21 protein-coding genes are annotated in these 24,436 nt (G+C 70.3%); 13 read left to right on the top strand and 8 right to left on the bottom strand.

Features of this window, described 5'->3' with window-relative positions:
- Positions 1-241: 241 nt before the first annotated feature.
- Positions 242-1,609, top strand: coding sequence for an NHL repeat-containing protein (locus NR810_RS04370; protein WP_257448190.1), 1,368 nt, complete (start codon positions 242-244; stop codon positions 1,607-1,609).
- A 6-nt stretch (positions 1,610-1,615) separates the two neighbouring features.
- Here the strand turns inward: NR810_RS04370 and NR810_RS04365 are convergent, their stop codons facing one another.
- Positions 1,616-3,532 (bottom strand): hybrid sensor histidine kinase/response regulator, encoded by a 1,917-nt coding sequence (locus NR810_RS04365; RefSeq protein ID WP_257449289.1) that lies wholly within the window; start codon positions 3,530-3,532, stop codon positions 1,616-1,618.
- 180 nt (positions 3,533-3,712) lie between these two features.
- Between NR810_RS04365 and queF the strand changes: the two genes are divergently transcribed.
- Positions 3,713-4,123: a preQ(1) synthase gene (gene queF / locus NR810_RS04360; RefSeq protein WP_257448187.1), complete on the top strand. Its 411-nt coding sequence runs from the start codon at positions 3,713-3,715 to the stop codon at positions 4,121-4,123.
- 87 nt (positions 4,124-4,210) lie between these two features.
- On the opposite strand, the gene NR810_RS04355 is transcribed toward queF, so the two are convergent.
- Positions 4,211-5,248: a serine/threonine-protein kinase gene (locus NR810_RS04355; protein WP_257448185.1), complete on the bottom strand. Its 1,038-nt coding sequence runs from the start codon at positions 5,246-5,248 to the stop codon at positions 4,211-4,213.
- A gap of 189 nt (positions 5,249-5,437) precedes the next feature.
- Between NR810_RS04355 and NR810_RS04350 the strand changes: the two genes are divergently transcribed.
- On the top strand, positions 5,438-5,635 hold the full coding sequence (locus tag NR810_RS04350) for a hypothetical protein (protein WP_257448183.1): 198 nt from the start codon (positions 5,438-5,440) through the stop codon (positions 5,633-5,635).
- A gap of 93 nt (positions 5,636-5,728) precedes the next feature.
- Positions 5,729-6,820, top strand: coding sequence for a phospholipase D-like domain-containing protein (locus tag NR810_RS04345; protein WP_257448180.1), 1,092 nt, complete (start codon positions 5,729-5,731; stop codon positions 6,818-6,820).
- Positions 6,821-6,826: 6 nt separating this feature from the next.
- Here NR810_RS04345 and NR810_RS04340 read toward each other — a convergent pair whose 3' ends face one another.
- The 4 genes from NR810_RS04340 to ppk1 all read right to left on the bottom strand — a co-directional run bounded on the left by NR810_RS04340 (position 6,827) and on the right by ppk1 (position 12,128).
- Entirely contained in the window at positions 6,827-7,192 is a 366-nt protein-coding gene (locus NR810_RS04340; protein ID WP_257448178.1) for a response regulator, read from the bottom strand.
- Entirely contained in the window at positions 7,189-8,754 is a 1,566-nt protein-coding gene (locus NR810_RS52575) for an ATPase domain-containing protein (RefSeq protein WP_257448176.1), read from the bottom strand. The genes NR810_RS04340 and NR810_RS52575 overlap by 4 nt, the downstream gene beginning before the upstream one ends.
- Positions 8,747-9,820: a sensor histidine kinase gene (locus tag NR810_RS04330; protein ID WP_257448174.1), complete on the bottom strand. Its 1,074-nt coding sequence runs from the start codon at positions 9,818-9,820 to the stop codon at positions 8,747-8,749. Before NR810_RS04330 ends, NR810_RS52575 begins: the two co-directional genes overlap by 8 nt.
- A 151-nt stretch (positions 9,821-9,971) precedes the next feature.
- Complete coding sequence (gene ppk1, locus NR810_RS04325) at positions 9,972-12,128, bottom strand: polyphosphate kinase 1 (RefSeq protein ID WP_257448172.1); 2,157 nt, start codon at positions 12,126-12,128, stop codon at positions 9,972-9,974.
- 128 nt (positions 12,129-12,256) lie between these two features.
- Between ppk1 and NR810_RS04320 the strand changes: the two genes are divergently transcribed.
- The 7 genes from NR810_RS04320 (at position 12,257) to NR810_RS04290 (ending at position 19,678) form a co-directional block, all read left to right on the top strand.
- Positions 12,257-13,759, top strand: a complete 1,503-nt coding sequence (locus tag NR810_RS04320; protein WP_257448170.1) for a Ppx/GppA phosphatase family protein — start codon at positions 12,257-12,259, stop codon at positions 13,757-13,759.
- 94 nt (positions 13,760-13,853) lie between these two features.
- Positions 13,854-14,021 carry a hypothetical protein gene (locus NR810_RS04315; protein WP_257448168.1) on the top strand — a complete coding sequence of 56 codons (168 nt, stop codon included), beginning with the start codon at positions 13,854-13,856 and terminating at the stop codon, positions 14,019-14,021.
- Positions 14,022-14,233: 212 nt separating this feature from the next.
- Positions 14,234-14,401, top strand: coding sequence for a hypothetical protein (locus NR810_RS04310; protein WP_257448166.1), 168 nt, complete (start codon positions 14,234-14,236; stop codon positions 14,399-14,401).
- 155 nt (positions 14,402-14,556) lie between these two features.
- The gene (locus NR810_RS04305) at positions 14,557-16,239 is read left to right on the top strand and encodes a hypothetical protein (protein ID WP_257448163.1); all 1,683 of its coding nucleotides are present in this window, start codon (positions 14,557-14,559) and stop codon (positions 16,237-16,239) included.
- A 9-nt stretch (positions 16,240-16,248) separates the two neighbouring features.
- The gene (locus tag NR810_RS04300) at positions 16,249-18,126 is read left to right on the top strand and encodes an HAD-IIIA family hydrolase (RefSeq protein ID WP_257448160.1); all 1,878 of its coding nucleotides are present in this window, start codon (positions 16,249-16,251) and stop codon (positions 18,124-18,126) included.
- On the top strand, positions 18,123-19,118 hold the full coding sequence (locus tag NR810_RS04295; RefSeq protein ID WP_257448157.1) for a GHMP family kinase ATP-binding protein: 996 nt from the start codon (positions 18,123-18,125) through the stop codon (positions 19,116-19,118). Before NR810_RS04300 ends, NR810_RS04295 begins: the two co-directional genes overlap by 4 nt.
- Positions 19,115-19,678 (top strand): SIS domain-containing protein, encoded by a 564-nt coding sequence (locus tag NR810_RS04290; RefSeq protein WP_257448154.1) that lies wholly within the window; start codon positions 19,115-19,117, stop codon positions 19,676-19,678. The genes NR810_RS04295 and NR810_RS04290 overlap by 4 nt, the downstream gene beginning before the upstream one ends.
- Here NR810_RS04290 and NR810_RS04285 read toward each other — a convergent pair.
- Both NR810_RS04285 and NR810_RS04280 read right to left on the bottom strand, forming a co-directional pair.
- The gene (locus NR810_RS04285) at positions 19,641-20,507 is read right to left on the bottom strand and encodes a galactosyltransferase-related protein (RefSeq protein ID WP_257448151.1); all 867 of its coding nucleotides are present in this window, start codon (positions 20,505-20,507) and stop codon (positions 19,641-19,643) included. The two genes, NR810_RS04290 and NR810_RS04285, sit on opposite strands and share 38 nt — an antisense overlap.
- Before the next feature lie 34 nt (positions 20,508-20,541).
- A complete protein-coding gene (locus NR810_RS04280; RefSeq protein ID WP_257448148.1) occupies positions 20,542-21,978 on the bottom strand; it encodes a glycosyltransferase family 4 protein in 1,437 nt (478 codons plus the stop codon).
- 81 nt (positions 21,979-22,059) lie between these two features.
- Here NR810_RS04280 and NR810_RS04275 point away from each other — a divergent pair, with 81 nt between their 5' ends.
- Positions 22,060-23,061 carry a polysaccharide deacetylase family protein gene (locus NR810_RS04275; protein WP_257448145.1) on the top strand — a complete coding sequence of 334 codons (1,002 nt, stop codon included), beginning with the start codon at positions 22,060-22,062 and terminating at the stop codon, positions 23,059-23,061.
- Between the two features lie 153 nt (positions 23,062-23,214).
- Positions 23,215-24,435: a zinc-dependent alcohol dehydrogenase gene (locus tag NR810_RS04265; RefSeq protein ID WP_306817878.1), complete on the top strand. Its 1,221-nt coding sequence runs from the start codon at positions 23,215-23,217 to the stop codon at positions 24,433-24,435.
- The last annotated feature ends 1 nt before the right edge of the window (position 24,436 follow it).

Below are 24,436 nucleotides of genomic sequence, written 5' to 3'. Positions count from 1 at the left end.
ACGCGAGGGAGGGAAGCCCGGAGGAACCCGGACCGGGCGGAGGAGCGAGGGCCCGGGTGGGAGGGGTGCCGGCTCCCTTCGGCGCCGTGGCCTCGCCTGTACGTCCCTGACGCGGAGGTGATGGGAGTGTGGAGTTCGCTCAACTCCGCCCCACCCCGAGCCCGGTAGGCGGCCTCCCACCAAGCCTTCACCTTCTCTGGCACCCACGGCGAGGACGCCGTGGCCAGGGAGGGGAGACGTCATGATGCGAAAGCCCGGGATGAAGGGGGGCGGAGGTGTGCTGACCGCTCTCGCGATGCTGGTCTGTGCCCAGGTGGGATGGGCGGACACCGGAGACAGGTACGAGCAGGTCCAACCCTCGAGCCCCCGTGTGCTCGTCTATCGGCCGGAGGCCTCCACCGCGGTGGACCCGCGCGCCACGCGGGACTCCGGTGACGACGGGCACGAGGGCCCACCCGGGTCCATCCGCGTCTTCTACCCGGTGCGCGGACAGTCCTCCAGCGGCCTGTGCTGGATGGGCCTGGCCGTGGACAGCCGGAACAATGTGTACCCGTTCTTCGGCAACGTCTCCCGCATCCGCCCCGATGGAACGCTCGTCAACGGGGCCAATGACACGAACTACTTCGCGACGGGTGGCCTCGGCTTCTGGTTCTCACTCGATGAGAAGGGAGGGGTCTTCTACAACGCGGGGGGTTCGGAGCTCCTCTCCGCCCCTTTCAGGGAGGGCAGCACCTTCTCCCCGCTCCTCTCGGGATTCGAGCTGGCCGAGGCCATCACCCTGGGGCAGGGCCCCCTCGCTGGAAGCCTCTTCGTGACCGAGCCCACCGTGAACCGGGTCAGCCGCGTGACGCTCTCTCCGCTGGGGCTGAGCGTCTTCAGCTCAGGGCCATTCACGAACCCGGAGTCGATCGCCAGCGCCCCGGACGGCACCCTGTACGTGGTGAACCTGGGAGCCACGCCGCCCGAGCTCATCCGCATCGCCCCCGATGGAACTCCGAGCCTCTTCGCCACGGGGACGGTCGGTCAGGTCAACAGGGCCATCGCGGTGGACCGCGCCGGCAACGTCTACTGGAGCCGGGCGGAGGGCTTCGTGAAGTATGACGCGAGCGGCGCGGTGGTCGGGATGCTGCCGGGGCCACCGGACAAGCCAGCCTTCGGCAACCCGATGGGCGCCGCCTTCGACCGGCACGGCAACCTCTTCGTCGTCGACAACGGCGACTGCAAGAAGGTCTACGAGTACCGGAGGGTGGGTGACATGGCGGGCCCGGTCGTCATCGACATCGAGCCGGGGGACGACACGAACGAGGTCGGCCTGGAGCACAACGCCCGGGTCAAGGTGGCCATCCTGAGCACGGCGGAGCTCGATGCCACCCGGGTGTCACCGTCGACGGTGCGCTTCGGGGCCACCGGTACCGAGGCCGGGCCGGTGAGCTACTCCCGCAAGGACGTGAACGGGGATGGGCGGCTGGACAAGGTCCTGTGCTTCAAGGTCCGGCAGACGGGCCTCACGTGCGACAGCACCTCGGCCGTGCTCACGGGCAGCACCCGGGACGGGACGTCCTTCCGCGGCACGGGCGCGGTGCGGCCCACGGGCTCCGGCTGCCGATGAGGCGGCTCAGGGAAGCATGAGGGCTTCCTGGGGAACGCGCTCCAGGTGGGAGGTGCGTTCCTCGGGACGGCCGCGCTCCTCGGAGGGCCCCAGCGTCGCATGCACGGCGGCGAGCAGATCCGCCTCGCGGTAGGGCCGTGAGCACAGGGAGTGCTCCGGCTGGGCCCAGGCGGGCCGCGAGGCCCCGGCCAGCACGATGGGGATGGGCCGGGCGCGTGGCAGCTCCGCGAAGGCCGCCAGGAAGAGCCCCAGTTGGGTGGGTGGGGCACTGGACGACAGCAGCACCAGGTCCACCGGAAGGGACGAGGCCCGGCGCAGCGCGTCCACGCCATCGTGCGCGGTGAGCACCTCGAAGCCCCCGGCGCGAAGCACGCGCTCGGCCACCACTTCCTGGGAGCGGTCCTCGTCGAGCAGCAGCACCCGGCGCGGCAGCCGGCGCACCTCGTTCACGGGCATGCGCGGCAGCCCCAGGGTGAAGATGGAGCCCTGGCCCTCGGCGCTCGCCACCGACAACGAGCCCCCGTGCAGCCGCGCGATGGAGTGGCTGATGAAGAGACCCAGCCCCAGCCCGCCGAAGTGCCGGTGCGAGGCGTTGCCCGCCCGGTAGAAGCGCTGGAAGAGCCGCGCCTGGTCCTGCGCGGGGATGCCGATGCCCCTGTCCTTCACGTGGATGCGCGCATCCCCGTGCACCACCTCCACCTCCACGCAGATGGGGTCGCCCTTGGGGCTGTACTTGTTCGCGTTCTCCAGCAGGTTGACGAGCACCTGCTCCAACCTGTCCCGGTCTCCCTGGACCCAGAGGCGCTCGCGCGGCACCGTCAGGGTGAAGGGGCGCTCGCAGGTGTGGCGGAACTGGTCCACCACCTCGGCCACCAGGTGGCCCATCTCCAGGGGCGCGGGCAGCAACGTCAAGCGACCTCCCTCCAACCGCGACACGTCCAGCAGACCGTTGACCAACCCCGCCAGCCGATCCACCTGCCGCTTCGACTTGAGGACGCTGGCGGGCTCCACCGGCAGCCCCTGCGCGAGCCGGCGCTCCATGGAGTGGAGCAGGAGCTTGAGCGGGGTGAGGGGCGTCTTCAGCTCGTGCGAGGCGATGGACATGAACTCCTCGCGCACCCGCAGGGCCGCCTGGGCCTCTCGCAGCAGGCGGGCGTTCTCCACCGTCACCGCCACCTGCCCGGCCGCCGCGCTCCACAGCTCCAGCTCGCGCAGGGAGAAGGAGGTCCCCTGCTCCTTATAGAGGACGAGCAGCCCCACGGCGCGCCGGGGGGACAGCAGCGGCACCGCGGCGAAGATGGAGCCCACCGAGTCGCCGTAGCCGCGCTGGACGCCGATCTGAGGCTGCCGGGTGACGAGCGCCGCCTCGAAGGAGTCGGCGTGGTCCTCGAGCGCGTCCTCGGGGGAGCCGGAGCTGGCCAGGTCGGACACGGCCACGCGGCGCAGGGGCTGACCCTCCTCGGCGAGGTACACCTCGGCGCGGCGGACCTGGGCGCAGCGCACCACGGCCAGCACCGCGGCCTTGCAGACGGAGTCCACGTCCAGCGTCTCGCCCACCTCGCGGGCGATCTCCTGGAGGGCCTGGGCGAAGGCGACCTCGTCATCGACACCGGAGGGCTCGAAGAGGAGCCAGGTGCCGGGGGCCGCGCCCGTACGGCCGGGGCGCGCCTGGATGCGCATCTGCTTGAGGCCGGCGGTGATGACGTAGCCCGAGTGGCCGCGGCCCTCTCGCAGGGAGCGCTCCAGGGCATCGCGGCCCCGGCCCCCCTCGAGGATGGACAGCACCGGGTCTCCCACCTTCAGGTCCATCCCCGTCTTGGCGTTGAAGTCCGGCTCCAGCCACTCCACACACAGGTCCGGACCCAGCCGGATCACGGCCTGGGGGACACACGCGAGGATGTCCTGGAAGTCGGAGGGCAGCATGCGGGACAAGAAGTGGAGTACGCCCAGCCGATCGGACACACAAGACGGGCAGCCTCATCCTGCTCCCCCCTGGACACCAGGGGCGTTGAACCCCTGACAGGAGGGGGTCCTGGCGTGGGGGAGAGCGTTCACCACTGAGAGGCTGCAATCCTCCCAGTGTGTGTTAGACGACACCCCGCCATGTCTTCCCAGCCCACCAAGGAATTGAAGACCTTCCCCAACCCGGCACCGGAGCGCGACTACGAGATCGCCTTCGACGTCCCGGAGTTCACGTGCCTCTGCCCGCTGACGGGGCAGCCAGACTTCGCGAAGTTCCGGATCCGCTACGTCCCGGACGAGCTGTGCGTGGAGCTGAAGAGCCTGAAGCTCTACATGTGGTCGTACCGGAACGAGGGCGCCTTCCATGAGAAGGTGACCAACACGATCGCGGACGACATCGTGCGAGCCATCCAACCGAGGCAGCTGACGGTGGAAGGCGACTTCTTCGTGCGCGGAGGCATCGGGACGATCGTGACGGTGCGCCACGAGAAGAAGGGCAAGGGAGCGAAGGCGGCGAAGAAGAACGTCCACGTTCCGGCGCGCCGCAAGTAGGCCCAGGAACCCCCCAAGAACCCCTCTCCGTGTCCAAACCCCTCTCCCCCTGGGAGAGGGTCGGGGTGAGGGTCTACCCGGGACCCGTCACCGCAGTGTCAACTGCCGCACGAGCCCCATCCAGTATGACTGCGTAAACGCGAGCCCGGCACCAAGACCCGCGGCGGCGGTAGAGGCGGCGAGGAGCCAGGGAACCCAGGCCCGGGGAGTCTGGGCCTGCAGGTCGAAGTCCTCGACGATGTTCAGCTCTTCCTGGGTGAGGTGTGCGAGCGCCTCGGTCTCGGTGAGCTTCTGCCGGTGGCGGAGGAAGCCGACGAGGAAGGCCTCGTAGGACATGCGGACGTGGCGGGCGAGGAAGGACTCCAGGTCGCGGCGCATGGCGGCGGCATTGGGGTAGCGCTCCTCGGGCTTCACCTGGAGGGCGCGCTGGATGATGTCGGCCAGGGGCTTGGGGACCTGGGGAGCGACCTTGCCCAGGGGGGTGTAGTCGCCATCGCGGATGCGGGCGAAGACCTCACCGGCGTTGCGGCCGAGGAAGGGGCGGCCTCCGGAGAGGGCCTCGTAGAGGAGCACGCCGAGCGCGAACAGGTCGGTGCGCCCATCCACCGGCGCGCCCGTCACCTGCTCGGGGGACATGTACGAGGGGGTGCCCACCGCCATGCCCTGGGCGGTGAGGGCCTCCAGGCCCACGTCCTTGGCCACGCCGAAGTCCATCAGCTTCACGTCGCCGGCCTTGGTGAGCATCACGTTGGCGGGCTTGAGGTCGCGATGGATGATGCGGCGGAAGTGCGCGTGCTCCAGGGCTCCGGCGATGCGGGCGCCCACGGCGGCCCCCACCTCGGGAGGCAGCGGCCCCTCCTTGATGAGCTCGTGCAGGGTGGGCCCATCCACGAACTCCATCACCATGAAGAGGACGTCGTTCTTCTCCACCAGGTCGTACAGCGTGACGATGTTCTGGTGGCGGAAGGCGGCGAGCGCGAGCGCCTCGCGGCGGAAGCGGGAGACGGCCTCCTTGTCCCGGACGGGATCGGCGAGCATCTCCTTGATGGCGACCTCGCGCTGGAGCATCTCGTGGAGACCCCGGTAGACCTGGGCCATGCCGCCGCGGCCCAGTTCTCCGAGCACGCGGTAGGCGCCTATCTTCCGGTGTCTGACAACAGGCTTCTCGGTGGAAGGCACGGGCCGGAGGGTAGCGAATCCAGGAGCGCGGCGTCGACACGCCCGGAGTGCAGACAGCCGGACGGTAGAAATCCCCACATACGGAAAGCGAGAGAACGAGAAGAGCCACGCGCGCGCTGATACTCTGCGCGCCCCATGAAGAAGCTGCTCATCCTCCTCCCCGCCTTCCTCATCGCCCTCCCGGGCTGCCTCGTCATCCGCGATACCCGCTACGTCCCCTCCCGCTCCAAGCACAGGGACAGGGACCCCGAGTGCCACCCCAGCCAGTACTGGGATGGGCACAAGTGCCGCCACAAGGGCAAGGGCAAGGGCGCGCGCAAGCACGACGACTGAGACGCACGGTACGCGGACACCGAACGGACACGGATGGAATCACCGGCCCCGGAGACCCTCACCCCTGCCCTCTCCCGAAGGGAGAGGGAGGAGTTGTCCGCGGAGACACGGGGGCAACGCATCACCCTGCTCGACGGGGGCGCCGAGGCCTACCCTCGCATGCTGGAGGCCATCGCCTCGGCCACCCGGCGCGTGCACCTGGAGGTGTACGCCTTCGAGCGCGAAGGTGTCGGCACGCGCTTCGTCTCGGCCCTCGCCGCCGCGGCCCACCGGGGCGTGGAGGTGAAGGTCATCGTCGATGGCTGGGGCAGCATCGGCGGGAGCCGCGCGCTCGCGGAGACGCTGAGGGCCGCCGGCATCAAGGTCCGCATCCACAACCCGCTCACCTCCATCCTCCTCGGCCGCATCTGGCGCAACCACCGGAAGCTCCTCCTCGTGGACGACACGGTGGCCTTCCTCGGTGGCATCAACATCGGGGACCACTACGCCACCGAGGAGGGACGGCCGGGGTGGGCGGACCTGGCGCTGGAGCTGCGGGGCGACATCTGCGCGCGACTCGGCGAGAGGCTCACGGCCGGAGCGTCCACGCTGGAGGCGGGCCCGGTGCGCCTGCTGCTGTCCGGCTTCGGCGGAGGGTGGCGCCTGCGGGGGCGCTACCTGGCGGCGCTGGCGCAGTCCCGGGAGAAGGTGGTGCTGGCCCACGCATACTTCCTGCCGGACCGGGGCGTCGTGCGCGCCCTCAAGCGGGCGGCGAAACGGGGGGTGGAGGTGCACCTGCTGCTGGCCGGCCGCAGCGACGTCCCCTTCGCCCGCGCGGCCACCATGCGCCTGTACCACACCCTGCTGCGCGCGGGCGTGCGCATCCACGAGTGGACGGCCACCACGCTGCACGCCAAGGCGGCGGTGGTGGACGGGCGGCGGCTGCTGGTGGGCAGCTTCAACCTCGACCCGCTCTCGCTGGTGAACCTGGAGACGCTGGTGGAGGTGGAGGACGCGGACGTCGCCGCGCGGGCCACCCAGTGGATGGAGCGGCACATGGGCCAGGCCCGGCCGGTGGGCCTGGAGGACTGCGCGCGCTCGGGCCTCCAGCGCTGGCTTCTGGACGTGGTGGGGCTGGCGGTCGCCCGCTTCACCGAGCGCTTCGCCAGCTTCATCGGCTCGCGGCGCATGCGCCGCCGGGGCTGACGGCGCTCAGGCCCTGCCCTCCACGCCGGACGCCCGGGTCACCGCGTCCAGGAGCTGCTCGAGCCGGAAGGGCTTCCTCAGGAAGACGTGCCAGCGCCGCGGCTCGGATTCCGGCGGTGAAATCTCGCTCATGAGGACGATGGGCACGCCCTTCAGCTCGGGACTCCTCGCCATCTGCTCGAGCACCTGCGGTCCGGAGAGGAGGGGCATCATCACGTCCAGGACGATGACATCCGGGCGGTGCTTGCGCAGATACTCGAGGGCCTCCCGGCCATTTCCGCAGACGGCGACCTCATAGCCCTCGTCCCGCAGGACGTCGGCCACGACCTGTTGCACGTCGAACTCGTCCTCGACGACCAGGATGTTCTTCACCGCTTGCCCCCGCCGCCCTTGCCCGGCTTCTTGCCGGCGCGCTTGACCGTCCGCCGCGTCGCTCCCTTCCGGGCCGGAGGAGACCCGCGCAGACGCCCGTGCCCGCTGAGGAGGACCTCGGCGCTCTCGAAGGAATCGGCGACGTCGATGCCCTTGGAGGTGATGCGGAACTCGCGCAGCGAGGTGTCGTAGGCGCTCTCGCGCATCTTCATGATGGAGAGCAGCCGGTACATCTGCGAGCGCAGCTCCAGGTAGCGCAGCACCACCACCGTCTCCACCACGTTGGCCAGCTCGGGGGTGGGCAGGTCGAGCTCGGGCTGGAAGAGCTCCAGCTCGTCGGTGATGACGGTCGTCACGTCCTGCATGCGCAGCTGGTTGGTGAGGGCCGACAGGAAGCGGGGGATGCGGTCCGCGTACACCGCCGCCGCGCGGAAGCCCTCGGCCCCGTCGATGAACAGGCGCCGGCGCTCCTCCTGGGGCTCATCGAGCCGCAGCTTCTCCAGGAGCTGCTCGGCCAGCGAGTCCATGAAGTGCTCCAGTGGCGGCTGCCACTCCAGCTTGATGCTGCCGTCCTTCACGTAGCGCTCCAGGGGGATGCCCACGTCCTCGGCCTTCTCGATGAGGCGGGGCGGCGGCTCGTAGAACCCGAAGTACGTCCCGCGCTGGCCCTGGCGCGCGCCCTCCACCAGGAAGGAGAGGCCCAGCAGCGTCTTGCCCGTCCCCGGCGCCCCCACCAGGGCGATGGTGGAGCCCGAGGGCACACCTCCACCGAGCATCTCGTCCAGCCGCTTCAGGCCGAAGCCCATGCGGACGCGCTGCTCGCGGGCCTGCTCGGGCGGCTTGCTGAATTGAATCTCCGTCCGTGGGTGGATGATGAGACCCGCGTCGGTGATCTCCACCTCGTGGCGCCCCCGGAGGTAGTCGCTGCCACGGAACTTGTGCACCGTCAGCTCGCGCACGGCGCGCGGTCCGATGAGCTGGTCGGACAGCTCGATGACGCCATCCACCAGGGAGTTCTCCACGTGCGAGCGCGAGCGCAGGGTGGAGAGCAGCAAGATGGTGCAGCCCAGCAGGTTGGCGGCGGTCTGGAGCGCGTGCACGAACTCCCGGTAGGCCTGGGGACTGGAGGAGAGCTGCTCGGCGCTCTCCATGCCATCGATGACGAAGAGGGTCGCCCTGCGCTCGCGCAGCGTGCGGCGGATGAGCTCGAGCAGTCCGGTGAAGCCCTGTTCGCGCACCTCCTGATAGCCACTGATGTAGTAGAGCTTCTCGGGGAGGTACTCGTGCTTGAAGAAGCGCAGCGAGGAGAGGTGCCCCACCATCTTCGCGTGCGACTCGACGAGCAGCGTCATGTAGACGCACCGTCCGCCCTGCTTCTCGATGTGATTGCAGCACACCTGGTTGGCGAGGATGGTCTTCCCGCTGCCCGGCGGCCCCATCACGGAATAGGCACCGCCCACCTTGAAACCGCCCTTGAGGATGAAGTCCAGACGCGGAATGCCCGTCTGGACCCGCTCCTCCCGGGTCCCACCGCCCTCGCCCTCGTTCCGGGACTCACTCACTGGCCACCTCCGTCACCTCCACGGGCAGGCACAGCGTGAAGCTGGAGCCCCCGCCCTCCCGCCCCGACACCCTCACCGTGCCCCCATGGGCACGGGCAATCTCCCGGACGATGTACAGGCCGAGCCCCAGGCTCTCCACGCGATGGCCCGAGGCCGCACGCTCGAACGGGTTGAAGATGCGCTCCCTGTCACCGTCGGCCACGCCGATGCCCCGGTCCTCCACCCGTAGGGAAACCGTCCCGCCCTGGAGCCCGGCACACACCGAGATGGGCCCGCCCGCGCCGTACTTGATGGCGTTGGTGACGAGGTTGCTGAGCGCCTGCTCCACCCGCATCCTGTCCCAGTGGACCTGGACCGGGGGACAGTCCTCCACCACCAGCGTCGAACCCGCCTGCCGGGACTGCTCGGTGAAGCGCTCGCACACCTCGCGCACCAGGGTGCCCAGCTCGAAGCGCTCACGTTCCAACACGAAGTGGTTGTTACGGGCCCGGCTCACGTCGAGCAGGTTCTGCACCAGCACGCCCAACCGGCGGACCTGCCTCAAGGCGGGCTCCAACCTCTCGGCCACCTGGCTCCCCGACAGGTTCGTCTCGCGGCGGGCGCCCCGTTGCAGGCGCTCCAGCACGAGCTGGAGCACGGTGATGGGGGACTTGAGCTCGTGCGAGGCCACGGACAGGAAGGTGTCGCGTGCCCCGAGCGCCCGCCGCAGGTCCTCTTCCGCGCGCCGCCACGGGCTGACTTCCTGGAAGGTCAGCGTCACCACGCCCGGCGAGCGGGAGCGGTCCACCCGGGAATGCACCACGAACGTGTGGTCCCCCTCGGGCGTCGCCCAGCGGAACAACTCGCCCTCCAGGCGCTCCCCGCGCGCGGCCCGCGTCACCGGGTGTTGCTCCGGTGGAAGGGGGGCGCCCTCCCCGTCGGACACGGCGGTGGGGGGAACAAGGGAGAAGGGCAGCGCCCGCGCCGCCGCGTTGGTGAACAGCACGCGCCCGGACGCCTCCTCGAGCCGGACCACGGGAACCGCGAGGAAATCGAGAACGCTCTCCCTGCCTGACTGCTCGGACACTCCCGTCTCCCCGTCCATCAGCACAGCACGAACAGATGGCCCCCGGTGTCGCATTCGGTAACCGCGGTCCCCCAAGATGGGCATGCGGTCAACGGAGGCAACCGGGCGGAACGACGCGCCTCGCGCCGCTCCGTCATCTGTTCGACGCTTTTCAGCCCGTGGCCTGTGGCACCTGCCGCGAGGGCACGGGCGCATCCGGGGCCGTGGCATGGCGCAGCGCCTCCAGCGGCTTGGGATCCTGATGGCTGTTGCGCTTCGCCATCTCCATCAGCACGGCCTGGCTGCGCACCTGCCGTCCATCTCTTCCCACCGGCACGTAGGAGCCATCCACCTGGAGCCGCCGCGCCTTCACGTTGTCCGCGAGCGCGACGCCCAGCACCTCGTCCAGCAGCCGCTGGCGGATGGCGGGATCCTCCACGGGGAACATCACCTCCACGCGGCGCAGGAAGTTGCGCGGCATCCAGTCCGCGCTGCTCATCCACACCTCGGGGTTGCTCCCCGCGCCGAAGGCGAACACCCGGCTATGCTCCAGGAAGCGGTCCACCACGCTCGTCACGCGGATGCGCTCGCTCACGCCGGGTACCCCCGGCCGCAGGCAGCAGATACCCCGCACCAGCAGGTCGATCTCCACCCCCGCCTGGCTCGCCGCGTAGAGGGCGCGGATGACGGTGGAGTCCACCAGCGAGTTCATCTTCGCCACGATGCGCGCGGGCTCGCCGCGCCGGGCCTTCTCCGCCTCGCGCTGGATGAGCGAGAGCACCCGCTCCTGCAGGCCCATGGGCGCCACGGCCAGCCGCTTCCACTGCGGCGCCACCGCGTAGCCGGTGAGCATGTTGAAGAGCGCGCTGACGTCGTCGGCGATCTCCTCGCGCGAGGTGAAGAGCGACAGGTCCGTGTACAGGCGCGCGGTGTGGGGGTTGTAGTTGCCCGTGCCCAGGTGCACGTAGCGGCGGATGCCGTTGCCCTCGCGGCGCACCACCAGCACCACCTTGGCGTGCGTCTTCAGGCCGATGAGGCCGTAGACGACGTGCACCCCGCTCTCCTCCATCTTCCGCGCCCAGGCGATGTTGTTGGCCTCGTCCAGGCGGGCCTTGATCTCCACCAGCACCGCCACCTGCTTGCCGTTCTCCACCGCGCGCGACAGCGCCCGGGCAATGGGGCTGTCCCCACTGGTGCGGTACAGCGTCTGCTTGATGGCCAGGACGTCCGGATCCTCCGCGGCCTCCTCCAGGAAGCGCACCACGGGATCGAAGGACTCGTAGGGGTGGTGCAGGACGACGTCCCGCTCGGCGATGACCCCCAGCAGGGACTCGACGTCGCGCAGCACCGGAGGCACCGCGGGGGTGAAGGGCTCCACGCGCAGCTCCGGCCGGGGCTCCACATCCAGCAGCCCCATCACATCCGAGGGCTGCAATGGCGCCTGCTGCCGGTACACGTCCATGCTCCCCAGCTTCAGGGCCGCGGTGAGCAGGGATTCGATCTGCGGACTGGCCGTGGCATCCAGCTCCAGGCGCACCGCGGCGCCCCGGTCCCGCCGGCGCAGCTCGTCCTGGATGGTGGAGAGCAGATCCTCGCTCTCCTCATCGTCCACGTTGAGGTCCCAGTTGCGCGTCACGCGGAAGGCGGCGGTGTGCTCCACCACGTAGCCGGGGAAGAGGTCGGCCGCGCACAGGGCGATGACCTCGCCCAGCAGCAGGAAGGCCAGGCCCTTGTCCACCGGCATGGGCACCAGCTGGCGCAGCACGCTGGGCACCTGCACCACGGCCAGGGAGGAGCTGCGCACGTTGCGCTTGCGCTTGGGGCCCTCGCGCCGCAGCAGCACCGCCACGTTGAGGGACTTGTTGCGCAGGTGCGGGAAGGGGTGGCCCGGATCCACCGCCAGCGGGGTGAGGGCCGGGAAGACGGTGGTGGTGAACCAGGTGCGCGCGGCCGCCTTCTGCTCCGCCGTCAGCTTGTCCCGGGTGAGGAGGCAGACCCCCGCGGCCATCAGCCCGGGCTGGAGCTCCTCCACCCAGAGGCGCGAGGCCGAGTCCACCAGCCTGTGCACGCGCTCGCTGATGGCGCTCAGCTGCTCCGCGGGCAGCATGCCGTCCGCGGCCGTCTCGGCCACGCCGCTGGCCAGCTGCTGCTTCAGGCCCGCCACGCGGACCATGAAGAACTCGTCCAGGTTCGAGGAAGCGATGGCGAAGAACTTCAATCGCTCGTAGAGAGGGAGCTCACGGTCACGAGCGTCGTCCAGCACCCGCTCGTTGAAGGCCAGCCACGACAGCTCGCGGTTGATGAAGAGCTGCGGATCATTGAATTGCACGGCCGGAGAGTCTTGCAGGAGGTCGGTCACGTCACGTCACGGAGCTGTCACGAAACTCTACTAAAGAATGGCGGACCCGGCAGAGGGCCCCATGCTTCGAGCCGCAACCTTTCTCACATCCTGAACCCATGCCCACCTCGTCCCTACATCCCGTGCTCGCCGCCATCGACGTGGGCACCAACGCCGTGCGCCTGGAGCTGGCCCGGCCGGATGCCGAAGGCTCCCTGGAGACCCTGCACCAGGAGAGAGACCCCATCCGCCCCGGTGAAGGGGTCTTCACCAGCGGTGAGATGCCGAAGGAGACGGCGGATCGGCTGCTGTCCACGCTGCGGCGCTACGCGGCGCTGTGCCGGCGGCACAAGGCCCGGGTGCGGGCGGTGGCCACCAGCGCGATGCGGGACGCGAGGAACCGCGATGAAATCGTCCAGCGGGTGCGCGACGAGGCGGGGCTGAACCTGGAGGTGGTGAGCGGCAAGGAGGAGGCGCGCCTCATCTGCCTGGGAGTGCTGCACCGCAAACCGCCCCAGACGCGCTCGCTGCTGGTGGACATCGGCGGAGGCTCCACGGAGGTGGCCATCGCCACGGGCGAGCGGCCGGATGACCTGTGGAGCCTGTCGCTGGGCTCGGTGCGGCTCACGGAGATGTTCGACGCGGCCGGGAAGGTGACGCCCAAGCAGCTGCGGCTGATGCGCAGCTACGTGGAGGAGCAGATGCACAAGGGGCTCCCCAAGAACCTCTCGCACCTTCCCCGGGTGGCCCTGGGCTCCTCTGGCACCATCAACGCGGTGGTGGGCTTCGCGGCCAGCGAGGGCACCGCGCACGTCTCCGTGCGCCAGTTGCATCAGGCCGTGGAGACACTGGCGGAGATGCCACCGGAGCGGCGGCGCAAGCGCTTCGACCCGCGGCGCGCGGACATCATCGTGGCGGGGGCCACCATCCTCGAGCGGGTGGCGCGGCACCTGGGCGTGGAGAGCGTCACCGCCGTCAACCGGGGCCTGCGCGACGGCCTGCTGGTGGACCTGATGTACCGGCAGGACGAGACGCGAGAGGACACCTCGCTGGCGGACGCGGCGCTGGCCATGGGGCGGCGCCTCCTGTTCGACGAGAAGCACGCGCGCCAGGTGGCGAAGCTGGCGCTCACCCTCTTCGACGATCTGGCCGCGCTGCACAACCTGCCGCTCTCGTGCCGGCCCTACCTGGAGACCGCCGCGCTGCTGCACGACGTGGGCAACGCCGTCAGCTACGAGCGCCACCACAAGCACACGTACTACCTCATCCACCACGGCGACATCCCGGGCCTGGCGGATCGCGAGCGCGAAATCGTGGCGCGGGTGGCGCGCTACCACCAACGCAGCCCGCCCGAGTTGAACCACTCGGGGATGGTGGGGCTGAGCCCCGCCGAGGCGCGCCTGGTGCGCAAGCTGGCCACGCTGCTGCGGGTGGCGAACTCGTTGGATGGCAGCCACCACCAGCCGGTGAAGGAGCTCCGGGCCGTCAACGGCCGCGACGCGGTGTCCCTGCACCTCAAGAGCCGCCAGCCGGTGGACCTGGAGCTGTGGAACGTGGAGCGCGAGGCGGGCCTCTTCCGCCGCGTCTTCGGCAAGCGGCTCTCCCTGCACACCAGCCGTTAGCGCGGACCGGATGGCAGACCCAGAGGGATTGCTCCTGTAACCGCATCGTCACTAAAACTGCCTCCGCAGTACCCAAACCCAAGGAGGCAGACGTATGAGCCAGGACAGCAAGAAGACGGAGCAGAAGGAGCAGCAGAAGAGCCAGCGCACCCCCGGCCGCAAGCTCACCCGCGAGGAGCTCGACCAGGCCACGGGCGGTACGAGCCAGGCCGCCATCCCCGGCTGCTGCACCCAGGGCTGCTGCGAGAGCAATCCTCGTTAGGCCCCCAGCCGTTGCCTGAGGCCCTCCGCACGCCAGGGCTGAACCGGGGCCCTTCCCAGGGCCTCGGAGGCGTGAGCATCCACTGAGCGCCTGATGGGAATCTTCGCCTCTCCCTGTACCGCGCCGCGCCTGTCACCGGGGCGTAATTGCTCCTCCAACGGCACCTCCACTAAAACCCCCCACGCCGTACCCAAACCCAAGGAGGCAGACGTATGAGCCAGGACAGCAAGAAGACGGAGCAGACGGAGCAGAAGACGCAGCAGAAGAGCCAGCGCACCCCCGGCCGCAAGCTCAACCGTGAGGAGCTTGCCCAGGCCACGGGCGGTATCGACCGGAGCCCCTCCATCCCGGGCTGCTGCACCCAGGGCTGCTGCGAGTAATCAGCATCGCCGCCGTCCCCTGATGCCCTCCGCACGCCAGGGCTGAACCGGGGTCCGTCAGGGCCTCGGAGGCGTGAGAATCCAGCTGCCCCGGACCCTGTTCTCCGGGGCAGTCCTCTCCCAAGAAGAACCCGCGCCCTACCCTCCCAATCCCCATGATGGACGATCGCTTCTGGTGGCCTTTCGATCTCTCCCCCCGCACGGAGCGGGCGTTCCTCGCGTTCCGTGAGCGGATGCGGCGCGAGCCGTGTGCGCTGGACACGCGCACCACCCGGCTGGCCGCCGACCTGCTGGCGCACACGATGGCCCGCCATGTCGCGGACGTGCTCGAGCGCGACTCGCTGCCGCACCTGGGTCACATCATCAACGGCTGGGGCAACGCCCGGCTGGGCGGGCGCACGATGCTCGAGGGCCTGGAGCGGTTCGTCCACCGCGACGAGGCCCGGCGCCCCTTCATCCTCCAGCGCGACACGGAGGGCGAGTTCCACCCGTGGCAGAGCTTCGCCTACGTGGTGATGGCGGGAGTGGAGCCCGGACTGCCTCTGCCCACGGTGGGAACCACGTTCCGGGAGATCGCCCTCAACAGCCGCCAGCTCAACGTGACGGATGGCATCGAGCTGGGCCACCAGCTCTACGCGCTCGCGTACCTGGAGCCCGAGCCCCAGCAGGCGCCCTTCTTCATGGGCAAGCAGGCCCTGGACGTGCGGGGGCTGCTGGAGCAGGCGGTGGACGCGCACCACCACGGCGGCTTCCAGGTCTGCCGCAAGGTGCACCTCACCGAGGGCCTGTGCACCGCCGCCGCGCGCATCCGCGGCCTGGAGGACTTCCGCGAGCCGGCCCAGGGCTTCCTGGAGGGACAGCTCGACATCCTCTTCCTGCTCGGCGCGGTGCTGGAGCAGGTGGATGAGCTGTCGGCGTCCGGCGGTCCCTGCGGGCCGGGCACGCTGGTGTACGAGCTGCGCGACACGCTGATCATCGACAACCTGCTGGAGAACCACTGCTACTACGCCGGGCACATCATCGAGCTGGCCGGGCTGGCGCACATGGCCGGCTACGCCATCTCGCCCGAGCACTGGAGCGCCATGGCCTTCGTGGCCAACCGGCTCAACCAGATCTTCCCGCGCTACCTCCCCCACGCCACCTTCGAGGAGTGCTTCCTGCACTTCGGCCACTACCGCCGCGCCATCACCCTGCTGCTCGAGGTGGAGCGAGCCCGCGCGGAGGGGCGTCCCCTGGCGCTCGCGGACCTGGCACGCTTCACCGTGGACTTCGACCACCTGCCCGCGCTGCCGGAGGGCATCAGCCTGGAGCGCGTGGGTTCCCCGCCCGCCAAGGACGACCTCTTCTGGCTGGCCCCGCCCTCGCCCGGTGGCAGGCCCGGCTTCGAGCAGATCGTCGCCCACTACACGCGCCAGGCCCGGCCCCAGCTGGAGGCACGCGGCCGCTTCAACCACTTCCGCCGCGTGGGTCCGCCCACCTGGCCCCGCGCCCTGCACTACGAGCTGCTCGACTACGGCGAGCAGGTGGGAGCGGAGATCCACCTGGAGAGCGAGGCGGTGCGTCCACTCGGTGAGCGGCTGCGGGCCCTGACCGAGCGCGTGGCCCGCCGCTTCCCCAACCAGGCCGTGGAGTGGGACTCCGACTGGTCGCGCCAGCGCGGCCGGCTGCGCCTGCTCTTCGCGCCCCAGACCCCGCCCGAGGCCGTGGCCGCGGGCCTGCAGGCACTGATCGACGAGACCTATCCCGAGCTCGATGCCCTGGCCTCGAACGTGGTCGTGCCGCTGAGCGAGCGGCCCCTGGTCTCCAGCCCCAGCCGGTCCACGCAGTCCGGTCACTGAGTGGGCCTCATGAAGCAGATGGTCATCCTGGCGGGTGGGCGAGGCTCGCGCATGGGCGGGCTGCTCGGCACGTTGCCCAAGCCGCTGGCGCCCGTGGGTGGCAAGCCGCTGCTGCGGCACCAGCTCGAGCTGGGGCTGCGCCATGGCTTCACCGAGGCCGTGCTGCTCACCGGCCACGGGGGCGAGACGCTCGAGAGCGCCCTGGGCCCCGTGGAGGGGCTGAGGCTGCGCTACGTGCGGGAGGAGCGGCCCCTGGGCACCGCGGGGGCACTGATGCAGGCCCTGCCCGTGCTCGCCGAGCGCTTCCTCGTCCTCTACGGGGACACCCTCCTGGAGGTGGACCTGGAGCGGATGTGGACCCACCACCAGCGCGCGGGCGCGGACCTCACCCTCTTCCTCCACCCCAATGACCACCCGCAGGACTCGGACCTCGTGGAGGTGGATGAGGAGGACCGGGTGGTGGCCTTCCACGCGCCCCCCCACCCTCCGGAGCGGCTGGTGCCCAACCTGGCCAACGCCGCCCTCTACGTGGTGGAGCGGCGGATGCTCCAGGGCATCGAGGCCGAGGGCGCGGACCTGGCCCGGAACCTCTTCCCCCGGCTGCTCGCCCGTGGCGCGAAGCTCGTGGGCTATCGCAGCCCCGAGTACATCAAGGACATGGGGACCCCGGAGCGCTACGCGCGCGTGCAGGCGGACCATGCCTCGGGCAGGCCCCAGCGCTGCTCGCTGGAGGCACCCCGGCCGGCGGTGCTGCTGGATCGCGACGGCACGCTCAACCGGCACGTGGGCTACGTGCGGCGCCCCGAGGAGTTGGAGCTGCTCGAGGGTGTGGGAGCGGCGCTGCGCCGGCTCAACCAGGCGGGGCTGCGCACCGCGCTCGTCACCAACCAGCCGGTGGTGGCTCGCGGCGAGTGCACGGAGCAGGAGCTGCGGCGCATCCACTCCCGGCTGGAGCTGCTGCTGGGACGGCAGGGCGCCTACCTGGACCGGCTCTACTGGTGCCCCCACCACCCGGATGGGGGCTTCCCCGGCGAGCGGCCCGAGCTGAAGCGGGTGTGCGACTGCCGCAAGCCGGCCACCGGGCTCATCGAGCGTGCCACCCGCGAGCTGTGCCTGGAGCCGGGTGACTCGTGGATGGTGGGCGACACCACGGTGGACGTGCGCACGGCGCGCCAGGCCGGAGTGCGCTCCGTGCTGCTGAGGACGGGCGAGGCCGGCTCGGACGCGCGCTTCCCGGACCGCCCGGATTTCGTCTTCCTGTCGCTGGCCGAGGCGGTGGAGTTCATCCTCGTGGGCCATGCGGCGCTGCGTGCCCGGCTCGAGCCGCTGGCACGGGACATCCCGCCCGGGGCGTGGGTGGGCGTGGGCGGGCTGGCGCACGCCGGCAAGAGCACCACCGCCTCCGTGCTGCGCGAGGTGCTGCGCGCCCGGGGCCGCGCCGCCTCCATCGTCTCGCTCGACAATTGGATCCGCTCCGTCGGGCAGCGGCGCGAGGACGGCCTGGCCGACAACTTCGATTACGAGGCCATCGAGGACGCCCTGGGGCGGCTGCGCCGGGGCGAGCGCGTGGACATGCCCTGGTACGAACGCGCCACGCGCACGCGCCGCGAGGCGGGGGAGTCGCTGCGGCTCGAGCCCGGCGAGGTGCTCATCATCGAGGGAGTGCCCGCGCTCGACGTGCCCTGGCTCCAGCCGCACCTGGCGCTCAAGCTGTACGTGGAGGCACCCGAGCCCGAGCGCCTCACCCGCTTCATCAGGGACCGCTCCTGGCGCGGACAGGACGAGACCACGGCGCGGGCACTCTACGCGTCGCGCGAGGACGGCGAGCATCCACGGGTGCGTGCCACGCGAGCCCGCGCGGACGTGGTGCTGGGAGTGGGTGGATGATCATCGCCCATGCCCCACTGCGCATGAGCTTCGTGGGTGGGGGCAGCGATCTGCCCTCGTACTACCGTGAGCACGGTGGCGCGGTGGTGTCGGCCACGCTCGACCGGTACGTGTACGTGGCGGTGAAGGAGTCCTTCGACGGCCTGCTGCGGCTGGGGGGCGAGATGCAGGGCAGCGCCGAGCGGGCCGGGCAGCTCCAGCACCCGCGGGTGCGCGAGGCCCTGCGACTGCTGGGCATCGAGGGCGGACTGGACCTCGTCTCCATGTCCGACGTGCCCGCGCAAGGCACGGGCCTCGGTTCCTCGGGGAGCTTCACGGTGGCGCTGCTGCACGCCCTGCACGCCCACCAGGGCCGCCAGGTGGAGCCCGAGTCACTCGCACGGCAGGCCTGCCACGTGGAGCTGGAGCGGCTGGGCGAGCCCATCGGCAAGCAGGACCAGTACGCCTCCGCCTACGGCGGGCTGAACCTCATCGAGTTCCACGCCGACGAGCGCGTGTCGGTGCACCCGGTGGCCTGCCGGCCGGAGGTGCTCGAGGCCCTGGGACGCCGGCTGCTGACCTTCTACACGGGCATCACCCGCAGCGCCTCGGCCATGCTCCAAGGCCAGAACGAGGCCATCCGCACGCGGCCGCACACGCGAGACAGCCTGGGGCGGATGGTGGAGCTCGCGTATCAGATGAAACGGGAGCTGGAGGCCGGGCACCTGGAGGGCTTCGGTGCGCTGCTCGACGCCAACTGGCAGCTCAAGCGCGAGCTGAGCCACGGCATCTCCACGACCGAGATCGACGACTGGTACGAGCGCGCCCGGAAGGCCGGCGCACGGGGCGGCAAGTTGCTGGGCGCGGGCGGCGGCGGCTTCCTGCTCTTCGATGCTCCAGAGGAGCACCACCCCGCCATCATCCAAGCGCTCCCCGGGTTGCGCAGGGTTCCCCTGCGCCTTCAGCCCCGGGGCAGCGCCATCACCTCCATACGCCAGGGAGTGGCACCATGAGCTACAGCCAGACCTATTACGCGCGGATGATCCGGGCCATCCAGGGTCTGGATCTGCAAGAGGTCGAGCGCGCGGTGGACCTCATCGAGGACGCCTGGCGGGCGGACCAGCAGATCTTCACCCTGGGCAACGGAGGCAGTGGCTCCACCGCCTCGCACTTCATCTCGGACTGGAACAAGGGCATCCCCGCCAGGGACGGGCGGCGCCTGCGAGGCATCTGCCTCAACGACAACGTGCCGATGATGATGGCGTACGCCAACGACGTCTCCTACGAGTCCATCTTCGAGGAGCCGCTCAAGAACCTGATGCGGCCGGGGGACCTGGTCATCGGCATCTCCGGCAGCGGCAACTCGCGCAACGTGCTGCGGGCCATCACATATGCCAACGAGCATGGCGGGCGAACGCTGGGCCTGTGTGGCTATGACGGGGGACGGCTCAAGGAGCTGGCCCAGCACGTGCTGCACGTGCGCGAGCACCACATGCAGCTCGTGGAGGACCTGCACCTGTCCTTCGGTCACGTCGTCATGGGGCGGCTCTGCGGCGACCCCCGCCAGACTTGAGCCGGGAAGGCTCGAGCTCCACCAGCCGCCCGTTCCAGGTCTGGGTGTCGTCCGTGTAGGTGCCCCGGTAGTGGCCCACGCGGTAGCACTCGAGGCAGCGCGCGAAGTTGAGGTGCTCGCTGGCGGCGCGGCTCTGGCCCTGCAGGTCCCTGTGCTCGTCCCCGTGGGTGAGGTGGGTGACGCTGCCGCTGCGGCGCGGTGACAGGCCCAGCTCGAGCTGCAACCGCACCAGCAGATCCAGATCCTCCCAACCCCAGCCGGACAGGTCGGAGTTCATGCCGTCCACGGCGAGGAAGTGCTTGCGCCGCAGGAAGACCAGGCCCGGGGCGCTGCGGCTGTTCTCGCGCGGACGCATGAGGTTGGTCTCCACCTGGGCCGAGCGGCCCTTCGCGTCCACGAAGCGCACCGAGTAGGCCATCTCCACCAGGTTCGAGCGCTCTCGGCCGGGCTTGCGCTGGGACTCGAAGGTGCGGTCCACGGTGACGACATGGCGGCGGCCGAGCTGGGTGAGCGCCGGCCCGAGGAGGTCCGCCCCGAGCACGATGTCCGTGTCGAGGAAGAACAGGCGCTCGGCCCGGGCCGTGCCGACGCCCACGTTGAGCGCCAGGGATTTGTTGAAGCCCACGCCCGGCAGCTCCACGCCGCGCAGCCCGGGAAAGGGCCTCGCGCCCAGCACCCGGCGGAACAGCTCCGGGTCCCCTCCGCAGTTGACCACCACCACCTCCGCCGGACAGGCGGTGAACTGGCGCGAGTTCCTGCGCAGGGTCGTCTCCAGCTCGGGGCGGTTGCTCCAGGGAATGATGACGGACAGTTCGGGACGCGTGCTCATGCGCCGCGGAGCAAACCCGCTGCCCACCGCCGGGTCAATCACCGACGAGCAGCAACCCCAAGCGCACCAGGTGCACCACGCGCTCGCGGTCCCACGAGCCCTCACGCTCGAGCTGCTCCACCCTCACGGGCTCGCGGCAGCGCTCGGCCAGGCGGAGCTCCGCGGCGTCCAGGGAGAAGACGGCGGGCCAGGCCGCGTCGTCCAACCGGTACCGTCCGGGGGATTCCTCCGTCAGGGGAGCGGCCAGCCGCAGCCACGAGCGGGGACCGGGCTCGGGCGGCGCTCCGCTGGTGTAGTGGTCCACCACCCCCTGGTAGTGCTCCCAGGGACGATTGGCGGGCGGGAGCAATCCGGACACCTCCGGCTCGGGCCCGCGGGGCGCCAGCGCCACCGGATGCACCGGGCCCTGGGCCCGCGCGGCGACCGCCTCGGAGACCGCGTCACACAACACGCGCGTGCACACCTCCTCGCTGTAGGCGGTGCGGGCCCGCCGCAGTGCCGCCTCGGACATGCGCGCCCGTAGGGGCTCGTCCTGGAGCAGCCGCACCACCTCCTCCACTCCCCTCTCCAGGTCCATGCGAATGCCCGTGCGCGTGGTCCAGGTACGCATGAGCGCGCCCGTCTCCCCCGGCAGCACCGTGTCCTTGAGGCCTCCGTAGGCCGAGCCCACCACTGGCACTCCGCAGGCCATGGCCTCCACCGGCACATAGCCGAAGTTCTCGTCGATGGAGCTGGTGGGGTGGACGAGCACGTCCAGCGCTCCGTAGACCGCCGCCAGGTCCTCGTCCGGGAGGCCGGCGGGGAAGTAGAAGATGTCCTCCTTCAGCCCCAGCTCCTCCAACAGTCGGCCCATGTACTTCTGATACTCCCGCGTGTAGGCCAGCACCGGGTAGTCGACCCAGTAGTTGCCCACCATCACGCCGGCCACCCGCCTGGGATGCAGCCGGCGCTTCAGCTCCGCCACCATCCGCAGGAACTGGTGTGCCCCCTTCTGGGGTACCAGCCGGCCCACGAAGCCCACCACGTAGTCATACGCCTCCACCGAGAGGAACTCGCGGCACCCGGAGCGCTCCTGGGGATGGAACACCCCCGGGTCCACCGGCAGCGGCAGGTGGCACATCCGCGGCATGGGGCCGGAGAAGACCTCGCGGAAGATGGAGATGTCCGAGGTGCAGTTGACGATCAGCGTATCCGTGGTCTCCAGATGGCGCAGGTGCGAGGCGAGGCTCTCCTGGTCCAGGATGGGCCCGCCGTGCATGGCGAAGAGGAGGGGAACGGGCGGATGCGGCCGCAGCTCCCAGCACCGCTTGCTGGAGAAGGACAGCACCGCGTCCACGTCCGGCGGCAGCGGCGCCTCACCTTCGATGGGCAGCAGGGTGAAGCGGGTGGAGAGCGCCCGCTCGTAGAACAGCCGCGTCCGCTCGACGCTGGGCCAGGAGTGTTTACCGAATCCGAAGAGCGCGAGGCGCATGGGGCGGACCGCCTTCCGAACGATGACCAACGACAGACAACGGAGTGGCATCATCCTAGTTGCACCCGAGCAAGGACCCCAATGAACTCTCGACCCTCCTCCGCTCCCCTCGTGACGCGGCTGCTGCTCACGGCCGCCGCCATGACCCTGACCGCCTGCGCCACCACTCCGGCTCCCGCCACGCCCATGGAAAAGACCGCTCCCGCCCCAGAGGCCCGGCCACCGCTGGAGGTGGCGATCACGTTCGATGATCTGCCCAGCCATGGCCCCGAGGTGGCCGGCATCACCCGGGCCGCCGTCATCGACTCCCTGGTCGCCACGCTGCGCAAGCACGGCGTGCCGCCGGTGACGGGCTTCGTCAACGGCTCACTGGTGGAGCAGCACCCCGAGCAGCGCGCCCTGCTCGAAGCGTGGCTCGCCGGCGGCCAGCGTCTGGGCAATCACACCTGGTCACACGTGGACCTGGGGAAGGTGGGACTCGCGAGCTACCTGGAGGACGTGGACCGCAACGAGCCGCTGCTGCGCGAGCTGGTGGGCGCGGGCGAGCGCGAGCGGGAGTGGAAGGTGTTCCGCTATCCCTTCCTCCAGGAGGGCGTGGACCTCGAGTCGCGCAACGCCATCCGCTCCCATCTCCTCTCCCGGGGCTACCGCATCGGCCAGGTCACCATCGACTTCGGCGACTGGGCCTTCAACGAGGCCTACGCGCGCTGCGTGGCCGCGGGCAACACGGCCGCGCAGGAGGCCCTGCGCAAGGCGTACCGCAAGAACGCGAACACCTTCCTGCGCTGGGCCGACGCGGCCGGCCAGCAGGTCTTCGGCCGCCGCATCCGCCACATCCTCCTGCTGCACGCGGGGGCCCTCCAGGCCGCCACCCTGGACGAGCTGCTCACCGCCTACAAGAAGGCCGGCGTGCGCTTCATCTCCCTGGACGAGGCCATGGAAGACCCCATCTACGCGCAGGACCCCGGAGTGGCCAGGACGTGGGGTGACAGCTTCATCGAGCAGGTCATCCAGTCGAGCAAGGCATCCCACCCGCCCTTCCCGCTGCAGCCGCTGGATCTCCTGGAAGTGCTCTGCCGCTGAGCCTCGGCGCGGCGGATGGCCCGCTCCACCGCCTGCTCCCCACCAGAGGGAGCGCCCTTGTCTGGCACCGGACGGAGCCCGTGCCCACCCCTAGCGGGGAGATTCTGGCGCCGAGGACCGGCGCCCGGAGCCCCATGCGGGGGAGGAGTGACAATGAAGGCGGTCGTCTTTCATGGGATTGGGGACATCCGGCTCGAGGACGTCGCGGAGCCCGTCATCCAGCAGGACACGGACGCCATCGTCAAGCTGACGGCGAGCGCCATCTGCGGCACGGACCTGCACTTCGTGCGCGGCACCTTCCCGGGGATGAAACCGGGCACCATCCTCGGGCACGAGGGCGTGGGCGTGGTGGAGGCGCTGGGCAAGGACGTGCGCAACCTGCGCGTGGGGGACCGGGTGGTGATTCCCTCCACCATCGCGTGCGGCACGTGCTCCTACTGCCGCTCGGGCTACTACGCGCAATGCGACGTGGCCAACCCCAACGGCAAGCGCGCGGGCACGGCGTTCTTCGGCGGGCCGGAGATGAGCGGGCCCTTCCACGGCCTGCAGGCGGAGAAGGCGCGCATTCCCTTCGCCAACGTGGGACTGGTGAAGCTCCCGGACGAGGTGACGGACGAGGACGCCATCCTGCTGTCGGACATCTTCCCCACTGGCTACTACGGAGCGGACCTCGCGGAGATCCACCCCGGAGACACGGTGGCGGTATTCGGCTGCGGGCCTGTGGGGCAGTTCGCCATCCTGAGCGCGAAGCTGATGGACGCCGGGCGCATCTTCGCCATCGACTGCCACGCGGACCGGCTGGAGGCCGCGCGGGTGCAGGGCGCCGAGGTCATCAACTTCGACGAGGAGGATCCGGTCGAGGTCATCCTCCGGCTGACGGGAGGCATCGGCGTGGACCGGGCCATCGACGCGGTGGGCGTGGACGCGATGCACGCGCACCACGGGCCGGCGGCGAAGTCGGCGCGCAAGGAGAAGGCCGAGTTCAAGCGCGAGCAGAAGGAAGTGGCGCCGCACACCAACCCGGATGGGGACAACTGGGTGCCCGGTGACGCACCGGCCCAGGCCATCACCTGGGCGGTGGATGCGCTGGCCAAGGCCGGCACGCTGTCCATCATCGGCGTGTACCCGCAGCAGATGCGCACGTTCCCGCTCGGCCAGGCGATGAACAAGAACCTGACGCTGAACATGGGCAACTGCAACCACCGCAAGTACATCCCCCACCTGCTGGAGCTGGTGCGCACGGGCGCGGTGGAGCCGACGGAGCTCCTCACGCACGTGCAGCCCCTCACGAGCGCCATCGAGGCCTACCGCTCCTTCGACACGCGCAAGCCGGGCTGGATGAAGGTGGAGCTCGAGCCGGTGATGCTGACCTGAC

The sequence above is a fragment of the Archangium lipolyticum genome (assembly GCF_024623785.1).
Lineage (GTDB): Bacteria > Myxococcota > Myxococcia > Myxococcales > Myxococcaceae > Archangium > Archangium lipolyticum.
This window is presented reverse-complemented; position numbering and strand designations above follow the sequence as displayed.

What these genes read in the sequence shown, in the direction of transcription:
- NR810_RS04275 (WP_257448145.1), top strand. Translation starts at nt 22,060, where the DNA reads ATGAACTCTCGACCCTCCTCCGCTCCCCTCGTGACGCGGCTGCTGCTC.
- NR810_RS04350 (WP_257448183.1), top strand. Translation starts at nt 5,438, where the DNA reads ATGAAGAAGCTGCTCATCCTCCTCCCCGCCTTCCTCATCGCCCTCCCG.
- NR810_RS04265 (WP_306817878.1), top strand. Translation starts at nt 23,215, where the DNA reads ATGAAGGCGGTCGTCTTTCATGGGATTGGGGACATCCGGCTCGAGGAC.
- NR810_RS04300 (WP_257448160.1), top strand. Translation starts at nt 16,249, where the DNA reads ATGAAGCAGATGGTCATCCTGGCGGGTGGGCGAGGCTCGCGCATGGGC.
- NR810_RS04320 (WP_257448170.1), top strand. Translation starts at nt 12,257, where the DNA reads ATGCCCACCTCGTCCCTACATCCCGTGCTCGCCGCCATCGACGTGGGC.
- NR810_RS04280 (WP_257448148.1), bottom strand. Translation starts at nt 21,978, where the DNA reads ATGCGCCTCGCGCTCTTCGGATTCGGTAAACACTCCTGGCCCAGCGTC.
- NR810_RS04310 (WP_257448166.1), top strand. Translation starts at nt 14,234, where the DNA reads ATGAGCCAGGACAGCAAGAAGACGGAGCAGACGGAGCAGAAGACGCAG.
- NR810_RS04305 (WP_257448163.1), top strand. Translation starts at nt 14,557, where the DNA reads ATGATGGACGATCGCTTCTGGTGGCCTTTCGATCTCTCCCCCCGCACG.
- NR810_RS04370 (WP_257448190.1), top strand. Translation starts at nt 242, where the DNA reads ATGATGCGAAAGCCCGGGATGAAGGGGGGCGGAGGTGTGCTGACCGCT.
- NR810_RS04290 (WP_257448154.1), top strand. Translation starts at nt 19,115, where the DNA reads ATGAGCTACAGCCAGACCTATTACGCGCGGATGATCCGGGCCATCCAG.
- NR810_RS04315 (WP_257448168.1), top strand. Translation starts at nt 13,854, where the DNA reads ATGAGCCAGGACAGCAAGAAGACGGAGCAGAAGGAGCAGCAGAAGAGC.
- NR810_RS04365 (WP_257449289.1), bottom strand. Translation starts at nt 3,532, where the DNA reads ATGCTGCCCTCCGACTTCCAGGACATCCTCGCGTGTGTCCCCCAGGCC.
- queF (WP_257448187.1), top strand. Translation starts at nt 3,713, where the DNA reads ATGTCTTCCCAGCCCACCAAGGAATTGAAGACCTTCCCCAACCCGGCA.
- NR810_RS04285 (WP_257448151.1), bottom strand. Translation starts at nt 20,507, where the DNA reads ATGAGCACGCGTCCCGAACTGTCCGTCATCATTCCCTGGAGCAACCGC.
- NR810_RS04295 (WP_257448157.1), top strand. Translation starts at nt 18,123, where the DNA reads ATGATCATCGCCCATGCCCCACTGCGCATGAGCTTCGTGGGTGGGGGC.